Raw genomic sequence first — 12,488 nt, forward strand, 5'->3', positions numbered from 1 at the left:
GCGTCGCCCACAGAATCGAGCCGACCAACGCAACGACCAGTGCACCACCGATAACCGAACACATGCGCCACCGCGCCGCCAGCCACGACCTCAACCGCAAGCCTTCCGATCCGCCACCCGGCGCAGTACTCTGCGCCGAGACCGCGCCTGGGACGCTCAGAGAGCCGAGCTAGGAACGCGAACTCATCGAAGACAACCAGCACCCCCGATCGGGTGTCAACGAATACGGAGAACCTTCTCCTACCCCCAAATGAGGGGTATTTCCTCCGGGCCACGCGCACCACTAATCTGGTTGCCCGCCGCCCGCGAAACGCACCTCGAACCGTGGCGGGAAGGGCCTGTTGCGGGGTAGGCCGAGCTCGGGTGGAGTCAACACAGTTGACTCGAATCTCACCGAGACCCGCCGCGAGCCGAATCCCCGCCCGAGATCGATCGATCTCACACGACTCGACGCGAACTCCACCGAAACGTCTCTCGGCGAGTCCACAGCGATCGATGAGCCCTCGAGGTGGTCACCCAGCAGGAGCGGAAACAGCGATTGATCAGGACTTTGTAGGGCGGACGGGACTTGAACCCGTGACCGATGGATCTACCCGCCCTGGACTCGCCGTCTCGGCATGAGCTGGGACACCTCGAAGAATCTCGACTTGATCAGGAATCCTCGCCGCGATCATGACTGTCGAGTCTCGATGCTATCCGTTGGCCTGGACCGTTCTCGAGCCGTCTCGGGTCAAGAGTGTTGGATAAACGTGCGCGGATCAAGTCCCGCGAGTGTCCGTTCAGATCTCGATCGGGCCAGGCGAGGGCGGCGGTGGAGTCGGTTCGCCGGCGAGGATGGCGGTGACCATTCGCTTTGCGCGGTCGGTGAGCAGGTCGCCGGGGTAGAACTCCTCGTAGAGTTCCTCCGCGTCCTCGAGCGTGCGGATGTTGCAGAGCGCGAGCAGGAGCCGGATGTCGCGGGTGTCGCGACCGGGTCGGTTCGCGCGGAGCTTCATCGCGAGCATCGCTTCCTTCGAGGCGACGTGGATGACGATGCCGTTCTTGTCGTAGATCGTCTCCCACTCCAGCGCGCGGCCGAGAGTCGGGATCGCGTCGGCATTGTTCACCTCGAAGTTCAGCCAGTGCGGATCCCAACCGTGCCGGTTGGCGACCCGCTCGGCGGCTGCGGCGACCGACTCGTCAGAGCCCGGGTGCGCGTGCAGGGCATCCAAGTCCTGCGTGGTCCCTCGGTCGAAGTAGCGCAGGGCGAGCGCTGCTCCGCCGACCAGGCGGATGCCCGCGATCTCGCCGGAGGCGCGAAGCTCGGCGACGAGGTCTCGGAGACCGGCGATGATTTCGTCACGGTCGAGCGCAGTCCCCGGCATCAGACGCTCGCGAACGTGTCGGCCCAAGCAAGCACGCCACGCTCAGCGAACTCGTCAGGGACGTCGTCACGCCCGGGCGCGGGGTCGGCAGGATCGATCCGGAAGACGGTCGGTTCGGGCATTGAGCGATCAGGGTCGTCCACCCATTCAGGGAGGGGGATCTGTTCCTGGTTCAGTCGCCATGCCACGAGCGCGGCGATCGCTGCATCCCACACCCGGTCCCCTGTGGGCTCCGGTTCAGCCAGCGCGAGGATGCCTCGGACGAGTCCATGCTCGGCGGTGAGGTCGTCGTTCAGCTGAAGCAGCGCACGGAGCGCACGATCCGGGTCCTTCCCACGAAGGTGATCACGGATCGCCACCGCCGCGCTGGCAGCGTCGTCCCGACGCGTCGGGGCGGCATACAGACGATGCCCGGTGCCGGCGAGCAACCGGTCAACGGTGCTGAACGCAGCATCCCTCCCCCGCTCATGATGCGAGACGCTCGCCTGATCGATCCCGGTCAGCTCCGCAAGTCTCGCCTGAGTGAGGTGCCGGCTCCTGCGGGCTGCCCGCACGAGTGTCGACGAAGTTACCACCGATGATCACCTCCGAATATGACACTCGGATCATATCTTAGGCGAACCGGGAAGGACATCCCATCAGGACAGATCCCCGAAGCGTATGGAGGGCATCACTCCAAGGTCCAGACGCCAAGGAGTGACATCTCCGGACACGCCGACGATTCACATGCCCGTGCAGCAGCGTCGTCGGCCACTCGAGCACGGCCCGTGTGTCTGTAGCCCCAGGTAGCGTGAGGCTGTGAAGAAGCGGTTACCCGGCTACTACCCGATGCCTCAGGATCTGGTCGACGAGATCTGGGAAAACGGCACGATTGTTCTTGATGCCAACGCGTTGCTCGGGCTATACGAGCAGACCGCTGCGACTCGGGCCGTTTACGTTGGGGCCCTCGAAAGCGTTCAGGAACGACTGTGGCTACCCCATCAGGTTGCGCTCGAGTTCCACAAGAATCGCAGGCGCGTCTGGGACGAGGTCGTCGCAAACCGTTATCGAGACGTCTCGAGTCAAAAGTGCTGTATAAACGTGCGCGGATCAAATCACTGGCCACGCGAAGTGCGAATCCCGCATGCCTCCCCCACTCGATAGGCGGGACCGGCACTGTGCAATAATCTGCGTATGTATGCAGATAGCAGGGGTGGTCTGACGCCGGACAGCGAGTACGTCGAGTTGGCGGTCGAGGTGTTCTCGATGCTCGCCGATGCCACGCGGGTCCGCATCATCCTGGCGCTGCGCGACGAGGAGCTCTCGGTGAATCACCTGGCCGACATTGTGGACAAGTCGCCGGCGGCGGTGTCGCAGCATCTCGCGAAGTTGCGGCTTGCGCGGATCGTCGCGACTCGGCAGGAGGGCACGAAGGTGTTCTACCGGCTCGTGAACGAGCACGCCCGCCAATTGGTGGCGGATGCGATCTTCCAGGCGGAGCACACGTTGGATGCCAACCCGGCGCACCACCGCGGTGACCACCCGGCTACTGCCGCGGTGAGGAGCACGACGAGTGCGTGAGGTCTTCCGGAACCCCTCGTACGCGAAGCTATTCGCCGCGCAGGTCGTGGCCCTCCTCGGCACGGGACTGCTGACCGTCGCGCTCGGACTGCTGGCGTTCGACATCGCCGGCGGTGACGCCGGGCTGGTGCTGGGCACTGCGCTGACGATCAAGATGCTCGCGTACGTGGGCGTGGCGCCGATCATCGCCGCGATCACAAGCCACATCCCACGCAAGCTCCTGCTCATCTCGGCCGACGTGCTGCGCGCAGGGGTGGCGATCAGCCTGCCGTTCGTCACCGAGGCGTGGCAGATCTACCTACTCATTTTCGTACTGCAAGCCGCGTCCGCCACGTTCACCCCGGCGTTCCAAGCGGTGATCCCCGAAGTGCTGCCGGACGAACGGCAGTACACCCGCGCCCTCTCGTTGTCCCGGCTGGCCTACGACCTGGAGTCGTTGGTCAGCCCCATACTCGCGGCGGCGCTGCTGACGGTGATCAGCTACCACAACCTGTTCGTCGGCACGTTCGTCGGATTCGTCGGGTCGGCGATCCTCGTGCTCGCGACCGCGTTCCCGAAGATGGCCGCCGCCGACCCGGCGCCATTCTTCGATCGCCTCACCCGCGGTGCCCGGGTATTCCTGCGCACCCCCGAGCTCCGCAGCCTGTTGGCGATGAACCTGGTCGTGGCCGCGTCGACGGCGATGGTCATCGTGAACACCGTGGTGGCTGGTACAGGGCGAACTCGGGCGGCCGCAGACGGATGTCGCGCTGCTGCTCGCCGCGTACGGTGCCGGGTCGATGCTGGTCGCACTGCTCCTGCCGAAGCTGCTTGACAGGTGGCCGGACCGGCCGTTCATGCTCGCCGGCGCGACCGCACAGCCGGTCGGGCTCGTCGCCGCCGCGGTCCTGACCGCACTGCCGGCCGGTGCGGCGGCATGGGCGGGATTCCTGATCCTCTGGTTCCTGCTCGGAGCGGCGACCTCGCTCATCCTCACCCCGTCGGCACGGTTGTTGCGCCGATCATCCGAGGAGACCAACCGGCCAGCTGTGTTCGCAGCCCAGTTCTCCCTGTCGCACGCGTGCTTCATCATCACGTACCCGACCGCGGGCACCCTCGGCGCGCTGCTCGGCCTGCCCATCACCGCGGTGATCCTGGCCGGCATCGGCCTGCTCGCCGCGATCGCGGCCCGCCTGGCGTGGACGAATCGCGTCGCAAGGTCGGACCTCGCCTCAAGCGCACGCAATTGACGGGAGGGGCAATCACCCTGCCGCCCCGGCTCGCGAGCACGCCGCCGCTCCCGGCGGAACGCGCCGGATGACTCCACCGTCCTCGGCGAGTCTCGGGTCAAGAGTGTTTGGATAAGCGCACGCGGGTCAAGTCGAGCACCTTCTCACTCCAGGCGGGAGAGCCGCTCCACGAACTCGTCAGCCATCGCCAGCTGCTCACGCAGCTTCTCCCGGCGCGCACGTGCTTCTTCGAGATACCGGCGGAATCCGTCATCCGCATCAGCATCCGTTGCAGCATCGCTGGACGCTGCGCGGGTTTCTATGATCTTCAGTAACTCGACTATGTCTTCCAGAGCGAACCCGAGCGGCTTCATGCGGCGGATCAACAAGAGCCGCTCTAGATCTGGCTCGGTGTACAGCCGGAACCCGCCCTCGGTCCGACCCGACGGCTTGAGCAATCCGATCTCGTCGTAGTGCCGGATCGTGCGCAGCGACAACCCCGTCCGCTCGGCGAGCTCGCCGATGTGCATCGTCCGGTCGGACTCGGTCACAGGATCCTCGATTCGCACTCAACCCTCACGTTAGGGTAACTTTGGCCCTCCGCAGTTCAATCCGGCGCTCATCGCCGGTTCTCGGCATCTGCGCAACGGGGCGCTCCCATGACTCTAACCAACGGCTTCCTGAGAGCCCCCACCCCCATAGGAGCCAGCATGGCCATCCTCTTGCGTACGGACCCGCCGAACCGATACAAAGCCGAGCCCTCCGTCCTGACCGCCCTGCGCACCCCGCGCATCCTGACCAAGGAGGTCCTCGCCGGCTTGGTCGTCGCGCTCGCGCTCATCCCCGAGGCGATCTCCTTCTCGATCCTCGCCGGCGTCGACCCGCGGCTGGGCCTGTTCTCATCGTTCGTGATGGCCGTCTCGATCGCCTTCCTCGGCGGCCGGCCTGCCATGATCACAGCCGCCACTGGCGCCGTGGCGCTCGTCATCGCACCGGTCGCGCGCGAGTACGGCATCGACTACTTCATCGCGACCGTCATCCTCGCCGGCATCTTCCAGCTGGTCATGGGCGTGCTCGGCGTCGCGAAGCTCATGCGGTTCATCCCCCGCAGCGTCATGGTGGGCTTCGTCAACGCGCTCGCGATCCTGATCTTCACCGCGCAGATCCCCTACCTGCTCGGGGTGCCGTGGATGGTCTACCCGCTCGTCGCCGCCGGCATCATCATCATGGTGTTCATGCCCCGGATCACGAAGGTGATCCCCGCACCACTCGTCGCGATCGTGCTCATCACCGTCGCGACCGTCGTGACCGCGATGAACGTGCCCACCGTCGGCGACCAGGGCGACCTCCCCGAGAGCCTGCCCGAGCTGTTCATCCCGAACGTCCCCATCACCTGGGGGACGTTCACGATCATCGCCCCCTACGCCCTCGCGATGGCGCTCGTCGGACTGCTCGAATCGCTCATGACCGCGAAGCTCGTCGACGACATCACCGACACCCACTCGAACAAGGTCCGCGAGTCGCTCGGCCAGGGCGGCGCGAACATCCTCTCGGGCCTGTTCGGCGGCATGGGCGGCTGCGCGATGATCGGCCAGACGCTGATCAACGTGAAGGCATCCGGCGCCCGGACCCGCATCTCGACATTCCTCGCGGGCGTCTTCCTGCTGATCCTCGTCGTCGGCCTCGGTGACATCGTCGCGATCATCCCGATGGCCGCGCTCGTGGCGGTCATGATCATGGTCTCGGTCGCCACGTTCGACTGGCACTCGGTGCGCTGGTCGACCCTGAAGCGCATGCCCAAGAGCGAGACGACCGTCATGGTCGCCACCGTCGCGATCGTCGTCATCACCCACAACCTCGCCATCGGCGTCATCGTCGGCGTCATCGTCGCGATGATCGCCTTCGCCCGCCGGGTCGCGCACTTCGCCGCCGTCGAACGAGTCGTTGCCCTCGACGAACCGGTGCCGACCGCGTACTACACCGTCATCGGCGAACTGTTCTTCGCCTCATCGAACGACCTCACCACCCAGTTCGAATACGCCGACGACCCCGACCGCATCATCATCGACATGTCCGGCTCGCACATCTGGGACGCCTCCACGGTCGCCGCGCTCGACGCGATCACGACCAAGTACGAGCACCACGGCAAGCGCGCCGTCATCGTCGGCATGAACGAGGCCAGCACCATGCTGCACGGTCGCCTCGCCGGCAACCTGGGCGCCGGGCACTAGAACCACCGCAGCCTTCGCAATGGCACCCCGCGCCTACGGCCGCTCCTTGCGCCCTTCTTGCAGGTTCCGGACCATCTCCGCGATGCGCACGGGACGCTGTTCGGGGTTTCGCTTCGTCGAGTCGATCCACCGCAGCCACGCCTTGCGGTGGAACTGCGCGAGGGAGTCGAAGAACGCCGCGGCTGCCGGTTCGGCGTCGAGTGCTGCCACGATGTCGGGCGCGAGGTCGGCGCGCTGCGGTCCTTCAGGCTCGAGCACGACCTCCACCTCGGCCCCGTCGCGCAAGGGGACTCGTGTCCACGCTGGTCCGAGCGCGATGAGGGGTCCGTCTTCCTGCTTCTCGACGGTGCCGCGCATCGAACAGCCGGCAACCGTCCCCCGCACATGGTGGCGCGGCTTCGCGCCCCAGGCCGCATCCGGGTCGAACGGGATTGGCACGATGGTGCGCCCGCGCGTGTCGACCGCGACCGTGGTGCGGAAGCGCCGCTGACTGTCCATGGACGAAGCCTGTCATGCGGGGCGTCGAACGAGAATGGCCGCGGTGACGACTCGAGGCGGCGCGGCGGCCGGCCACCACGGCTGGCGCCTCAGGGTGAGGTCCTAGTCGGGTTCCGCGGGCTGGGGCGGGCCAGCGATGATGTGGCAGATGTCGCCGATGCTGCAGTCGGCGGGGTCGAGGCGCTCGCTGCGATCACGGAGCCGGACCAGCTCTTCCTCGAGGGTTGCCAACTCGGCCATGCGGCGGCGGACCTCGGCGAGCCGGTCGTCGATGAGGTCCGAGACGTGGTCGCAGGGGATGACGCCCCGGTCGCGCATGTCGAGGATGCTGCGGATCTGGACGAGCGTGAGCCCGGCCGACTGCGCGGTTCGGATGAAGCCGATCCTCGCGACGGCCTCGTCGTCGTACACGCGGTAGCCGTTGCCGCCCCGCGTCGGGGCTGGCATGAGCCGCTCGCGTTCGTAAAACCGGACGGCCTGGGTGCTCACGCCCACGACGTCGGCGAGTTCTCCGATCCGCATGCCGTAATGCTACGCCCTTGACCTTGAAGTACGGTACAAGGTCTAGCGTCGCGGACATGGAGATCACGCTGCAGTACTTCGATGGGTGCCCGAACTGGAAGACCGCCGACGCCCGGCTGACGAAGCTCATCTCCGGTCGACCGGGCCTGAGGCTGACGAGGGAGCTCGTCGCCACGGTGGAGCAGGCCGAGCGGATCGGCTTCCGTGGTTCGCCAAGCATCCTGGTCGACGGGGTCGACCCCTTCGCCGACCCCGATGCCCCGGTCGGGCTCGCGTGCCGGCTCTACTCCACCCCGGCGGGGCCGGCGGGCGCGCCGACGACGGCGCAGTTGCGCGAGGTGCTCGGCGATGGGTGAGCGCGCGTACGACCTGATCGTCGTCGGCGCCGGGATCGCCGGCGTCGCGGCGGCGACCAAGGTGGCCTCGAGCGGCTGCAACGTCGCGATCGTCGATGCGCTGCCGTACGGCGGTACGTGCGCGTTGCGCGGCTGCGACCCCAAGAAGACCCGTCGGCGCGGTGCCGAGATCCTCGACGCCGCGCGCCTCATGCGCGGCAGGGGCATCGATGAGGGTGGCCTGAACATCGACTGGTCGAGCCTGATGGCGCACAAACGCGGCTTCACCGGGCCGGCGTCGCCGGGAATGGAGCGGAGGTTGGTGCGGGCCGGGGTTGCCACGCTCACGGCCGGGCGCGGTTCACCGGTCCGGCGCAGCTGGAAGTCGACGTCGGTACCCATCCGGCGCGGCACGTCCTTATCGCTGCTTCGTATGAGTCGATCGGGGCACGGGACGTAACACGATGGACAGTGATCGTCGGGTCACCGCATGGCCCAGCCCAATCTAGGCAGCCGAACCCTTCCGATGTCCATTCTTTGTCGCGCATTCTCACTGAGAACTACGCGCCAGAAATTAGTGCTGATCAGGGATTTGTAGGGCGGACGGGACTTGAACCCGTGACCGATGGATCTACCCGGCCCAGACTCGCTTTCTCGGAGTGAGCCGGGATATCTCGGACAATCTCGACGAGATCAGGAATTCCTTGCCGCTACGATCACTGTCGAGCGTCGATGTTACCCGTTGATCTCGACCGCTCTCGGGGCATCTTGAGTCAATAGTGTTGGATAAACGTGCGCGGATCAAGTCATCCACCGCCGCCGGCCGACTCGGCACCCTGGCTGTCACCCGTCTCGGAGTCCCACCTCGGGGAGGGAGCCCTCCGACGAAGCGCGTCCACGGACACGCCAGGGACTCAAGCCCTCATTCCTCGAGTTCGTCGCGAATCCTTCCTTCTCGCGGGACGCGACCCCACCACCAGTCGGTCTCCTGCTCTGTCCTGCCTGCGAATGCACGGACAAGGCCGCTCACATCGTCCTCCGTAAATGACAAGAATGCTTCATCCGCTGCGAGCACCCTCGGCTGAATCCGGGCCCGATCGGCAGGCTCCAGGGCCGCAAGTGCGCGTTCCAAGATGTCACGCAAGTAAAGAGCTCCGATCAAGTCGTCAGCGACCCAAGCGAAAGTGCCACGGTAGTCGAACGCGTCCGCTTCCAACCGACCAACGTGCTCGACCCAGGAGGAGATCAGGTCCCCCAGCCGGATGGTCCTATCCCAGGACATTCTTACTATCGAATCTTCAAGGTCGTTCATCAGATTCCTTCAATCGCGGAAGAACGCGGTGCTTCTCCACGGCGTTTGCTCGTTGACAATGACTCGTACGCCCCGATAGTCCAACTGAACCCGATTGCGTTCCAAGTACGTAACCGAGCCTCGCTCCAGAGTTCCCCTAATCTGAGCAAGATTCGGCTTGCCTGCGATATCCCCCGCTCCAACGTGTTGGTACACGAGCTCAGCGAGCTCGTCGAGTTCGTCCGATGGATCATCACCCGTCGTCTTGTAGCCAGAACCTACGCCTCCAACGGAGTCGTCCGCGCTGCGATTGATGACCTGCATGCTGCTGTCGGTCTGGGCGTGCTGGATCAGGCTCGCACCCGCGACGCCCACCGCGGTTGCACCGGCAGCCACGAGCGCGACAGATGCTGCGGCGGCGGGACCACCAGCGAGGCAGCCGACGCCGCTGAGGCACACCGCGCCACCGCCCGCAGTTCCGCCGACCCCGCCGAGGATGCCGAGCAGGCCGAGCAGCAGCGCGGTGACCTCCTCTGGATGGCTGAGAATGGCGTTGCCGAGCGAAGCCAGCGCGTTGACGACGTCCGCCGTGTTGTTCAGCGTCAACTGCCACAGCACCCCCGACGCGAACAAGCCTGCGTAGCTCGCCTGCTGCCACCACCCAGCACTTCCAGACGACGAACCAGTGACCGGCGGATCGACCGTTTCTGATCCTCCCCCGCTGGTCCCGCCGCTCTTGGACGTTCCTTGTTTACGCTTCTCCTCTTTCCACTGCTCGGCAGTCATCTGGTCAGGCCGGAGCCCAGTGGGGTCAGAGAGAGATGCCGGATTGTTATTGGCGTAGGCGTACGCGTTCCACTGTTGCGGGTCGTTCAGGTCGAGGATCGGGTCGACGCTGATGAACCCGCCCACGGCTTCGTCGTAGTAGCGCGCGCCGAGCAAGGTAAGCCCAGTGGTGCCGTCGCGGGTCTTGCCGAGGAACTGGCTATCGCCTGGGATTGTCGAGGCGCTCGAGGGGCCACGGGTGCCGCCGAACGGGTCGGTGTACAACCTGTTGATGGCGGTGGTGGCTGGGTGGCCGCCGTTGGGGATCGCTGCGACCGGTGTGCCGTGGTGGTCGGCGATGAGCGAGGTGACGCCGTTGCCGAGGCCGCGGTCGGTGCGGACAGCGACCGTGTTGCCGGCGAACGCGTAGTACCTGGTGGCCTTCACGGTCCCGGTCGAGGTGATGTGGATCTCTTGTCCGCCGGCGTAGACGGTGGTGCCGGTCGTGTCGGTGCGTACGATGCGGTTTCCGTCGGCGTCGTAGACGAATGAGGCGCCGCCGGTTCCGGTGAGTTCGCCCTCGACGTCCCACGTGGAGGCAGTCGTCGTTCCGCCTGCGGTTGCGCTGGTGCGGTTCCCGGCCGCGTCGTAGCCGTACGTTGTGCTCGTGCCGGCCACGGTGGCGCTGGTGACCGCGTGCGGGCCTGCCGCGCCGGCGCCGTGCGCATACGTGGTTGTGGTCGCGGTGCCGCTTGCCGCTGTGGTGGTCTGTTTGGTGCGGTTGCCGAGGACGTCGTGGGTGTAGTTCGTCCAGTACGGTGCCGCTCCACCCATCGCGCCGGCGGTAGGGGCTTGGGTGCAGTCGGCGTTGGCGGCGGTCCATGCGGTCTGCAGTCGTGCGAGGCCGTCGTAGCTGAAGCACTGGTTGTCTTGGAACACGGCACCGGTCATGGCTGGGCTGGTGGGGGCGTCTTTGATGCTGGTGACGTTCCCGGCCTGGTCGTAGGTGTAGTGCAGGTCGAGTTCGGTGCCGTTGATGCGTTCCCGGTCCAGGCTGATCCCCGACAGCCGTTTGGTTCCATCTTCGTACCGGTACGACGCGACCGCGCCGTAGGTGTTGCCGAGGTCGGTGAGCAGGGGGCGGCCGTCGGCGGCGAATTGGGATGCCGCGACGTAGACGCCCCATCCGAAGCCGCCGCTCATCCATGACGGCATCGACGACGCGGCGTCGTAGACGGTGGTGACGGTCTCTGCGCCGAGGATCGTCTTGCCAGCCGCGTTCTTGATGGCGGGGTAGGTGAGCTTCGCGGGCTGCCCGTCGACGGTGTACTCGACCTTGGTGCTCAACGTGCGGGTTGCAAGGTTGGTGAACGGAGCCGTGTTCGGCAGCACGAGGCTGGTCTGGGTTGGCCGGTACGCGGTGTCCCAGGCATCCGTGCGGGTGACGTACGCCTGCCCGCCGACGTACCGGGTCGACGACGTCAGCACACCCTTGAGGACGGTGTCGTATTCCCATGACGCCCGCACCGTGCCGGTCGGGGACCCGTCGCGGACGCTGGTGGTGCGGCCGAGCGCGTCGTACGTGTAGCCGAGGGTCTGCCCGTTCCCGTTCGTGCGGGTGGTCACCCGGCCGAGGACGTCATACGACGTGGTCGAGGTTCCGGCGTCGGGGTCGGAAGCGGTGATCTGCCGGCCCGCCCAGTCATAGCCGTACGACCACGAGTTCGCGCCCGGGTCGGTCATGCCGGTGAGGCGGCCGGCCGGGTCGTACGCGTAGGTCGTGGTCGTGGGGTTCGGGAGCGCGGTCACCAGCGCCGGGGTGATCGCAGCGGCGTTCGTGTCGGGGTCGCGCTGGTATTGGGTCAGCGTGATGGTGCGACCCCGGGCGTCGACGGTGGTCGCGGTCGGGGTGCCGCCCATCGGCGGGATCTGCAACGTGGTCGCGCCGTCGTAGCTGGTGACCGTGCGCCATTTCTCGTGTTCGGGGTTGGAGTCGGTGCCGACCCAGAAGATCTGCGCGGTCTGACGTCCCGCGTCGTCGTACTCGAACGTGGTGTGCCCAGACGTGTCCGCAGGCTTGACCTCGGGGGTCGCGGACACGGCACCCTGCACCCACCAGGGCTCGGTCTGCTCGATGATCCGGCCGGCGGCGTCGTAGCGAGTATGCGCGACCATCCGGCCCTGATCCGGGGTGCCGCTCCCACGTCCTTGCTCCTGAGACTGGAACGGACGCAGCAGCGCGTCGTACAGCACCGCGCTGGCGTGCTGGCGCTTGCCGTCCGCGGAGAGCGTCCTCGTCACAACCGCATTCAGCCCGTTCGGCTGGACCGTGTACTCGTACACCACGGACGGGAACTGGGCCGTGGTGTGCTGTGGATAGATGACCGATGTGAGGCGCCCGAGCGCGTCATACACGCCGGTCGTGGTACGACCGTTCGCGTCGGTCGACGAGGTCGGCACGCCGAGGATCGGGTCGAACTGTGTCGTCGTGGCATGCGTCAGCGGGTTCGTCGTGGTGGTCTTCGTAACGAGGCCGCCTGCGGACTGGGTGTACCCGGTGGTGGTGGCCTGTCCGGCGGCATCCGTGGTCTTCGTGACCCGGCCACGGGTGTCGTACGTGACGGCCGCGGTCTGGATGTACCCGTCGCCATCTTGCGGGTCGATGGTCTCGGTCTTCGTCGGCCGGCCGGAGGTGTCGTACGTGATCTTCGACG

General features: G+C 66.4%; 14 protein-coding genes. 7 read left to right on the plus strand and 7 right to left on the minus strand.

The annotated features are described in order from the left end of the window. Positions 1-779: 779 nt before the first annotated feature. Together AB0K73_RS20635 and AB0K73_RS20640 are read right to left on the minus strand one after the other, a co-directional pair. On the minus strand, positions 780-1,364 hold the full coding sequence (locus AB0K73_RS20635) for a hypothetical protein (protein ID WP_360519491.1): 585 nt from the start codon (positions 1,362-1,364) through the stop codon (positions 780-782). Further along, entirely contained in the window at positions 1,364-1,939 is a 576-nt protein-coding gene (locus AB0K73_RS20640) for a helix-turn-helix transcriptional regulator (protein WP_360519494.1), read from the minus strand. Before AB0K73_RS20640 ends, AB0K73_RS20635 begins: the two co-directional genes overlap by 1 nt. A 253-nt stretch (positions 1,940-2,192) precedes the next feature. Between AB0K73_RS20640 and AB0K73_RS20645 the strand changes: the two genes are divergently transcribed. The 4 genes from AB0K73_RS20645 to AB0K73_RS20660 are packed head-to-tail and all read left to right on the plus strand — an operon-like array spanning position 2,193 to position 4,153. Next, on the plus strand, positions 2,193-2,507 hold the full coding sequence (locus AB0K73_RS20645; protein ID WP_360519523.1) for a PIN-like domain-containing protein: 315 nt from the start codon (positions 2,193-2,195) through the stop codon (positions 2,505-2,507). Positions 2,508-2,537: 30 nt separating this feature from the next. After that, positions 2,538-2,924, plus strand: a complete 387-nt coding sequence (locus AB0K73_RS20650) for a metalloregulator ArsR/SmtB family transcription factor (protein ID WP_360519497.1) — start codon at positions 2,538-2,540, stop codon at positions 2,922-2,924. Further along, positions 2,917-3,738, plus strand: coding sequence for an MFS transporter (locus tag AB0K73_RS20655; protein ID WP_360519500.1), 822 nt, complete (start codon positions 2,917-2,919; stop codon positions 3,736-3,738). Before AB0K73_RS20650 ends, AB0K73_RS20655 begins: the two co-directional genes overlap by 8 nt. Next, positions 3,677-4,153, plus strand: a complete 477-nt coding sequence (locus AB0K73_RS20660) for an MFS transporter (protein WP_360519526.1) — start codon at positions 3,677-3,679, stop codon at positions 4,151-4,153. Before AB0K73_RS20655 ends, AB0K73_RS20660 begins: the two co-directional genes overlap by 62 nt. 143 nt (positions 4,154-4,296) lie before the next feature. Here the strand turns inward: AB0K73_RS20660 and AB0K73_RS20665 are convergent, their stop codons facing one another. Beyond that, on the minus strand, positions 4,297-4,662 hold the full coding sequence (locus AB0K73_RS20665) for a MerR family transcriptional regulator (RefSeq protein WP_360519529.1): 366 nt from the start codon (positions 4,660-4,662) through the stop codon (positions 4,297-4,299). 180 nt (positions 4,663-4,842) lie between these two features. Here AB0K73_RS20665 and AB0K73_RS20670 point away from each other — a divergent pair, with 180 nt between their 5' ends. Continuing rightward, the gene (locus AB0K73_RS20670) at positions 4,843-6,363 is read left to right on the plus strand and encodes a SulP family inorganic anion transporter (RefSeq protein WP_360519503.1); all 1,521 of its coding nucleotides are present in this window, start codon (positions 4,843-4,845) and stop codon (positions 6,361-6,363) included. Positions 6,364-6,396: 33 nt separating this feature from the next. On the opposite strand, the gene AB0K73_RS20675 is transcribed toward AB0K73_RS20670, so the two are convergent. Together AB0K73_RS20675 and AB0K73_RS20680 are read right to left on the minus strand one after the other, a co-directional pair. Next, positions 6,397-6,861: a YdeI/OmpD-associated family protein gene (locus tag AB0K73_RS20675; RefSeq protein WP_360519506.1), complete on the minus strand. Its 465-nt coding sequence runs from the start codon at positions 6,859-6,861 to the stop codon at positions 6,397-6,399. Between the two features lie 102 nt (positions 6,862-6,963). Further along, positions 6,964-7,383 (minus strand): heavy metal-responsive transcriptional regulator, encoded by a 420-nt coding sequence (locus AB0K73_RS20680; RefSeq protein ID WP_360519508.1) that lies wholly within the window; start codon positions 7,381-7,383, stop codon positions 6,964-6,966. Positions 7,384-7,439: 56 nt separating this feature from the next. On the opposite strand from AB0K73_RS20680, the gene AB0K73_RS20685 reads away from it, so the two are divergent. Beyond that, on the plus strand, positions 7,440-7,739 hold the full coding sequence (locus AB0K73_RS20685) for a thioredoxin family protein (protein ID WP_360519511.1): 300 nt from the start codon (positions 7,440-7,442) through the stop codon (positions 7,737-7,739). Then, positions 7,732-8,178: an FAD-dependent oxidoreductase gene (locus AB0K73_RS20690; protein WP_360519514.1), complete on the plus strand. Its 447-nt coding sequence runs from the start codon at positions 7,732-7,734 to the stop codon at positions 8,176-8,178. Before AB0K73_RS20685 ends, AB0K73_RS20690 begins: the two co-directional genes overlap by 8 nt. Before the next feature lie 462 nt (positions 8,179-8,640). Here the strand turns inward: AB0K73_RS20690 and AB0K73_RS20695 are convergent, their stop codons facing one another. Continuing rightward, positions 8,641-9,030, minus strand: coding sequence for a hypothetical protein (locus AB0K73_RS20695; RefSeq protein ID WP_360519517.1), 390 nt, complete (start codon positions 9,028-9,030; stop codon positions 8,641-8,643). A 9-nt stretch (positions 9,031-9,039) separates the two neighbouring features. Beyond that, a partial coding sequence (locus AB0K73_RS20700) for an RHS repeat-associated core domain-containing protein (protein ID WP_360519520.1) occupies positions 9,040-12,488 on the minus strand: 3,449 nt, incomplete at its 5' end.

Origin of the sequence: Agromyces sp. NPDC052230, assembly GCF_040679595.1 — a bacterium.
Taxonomy (GTDB): Bacteria; Actinomycetota; Actinomycetes; order Actinomycetales; family Microbacteriaceae; genus Agromyces.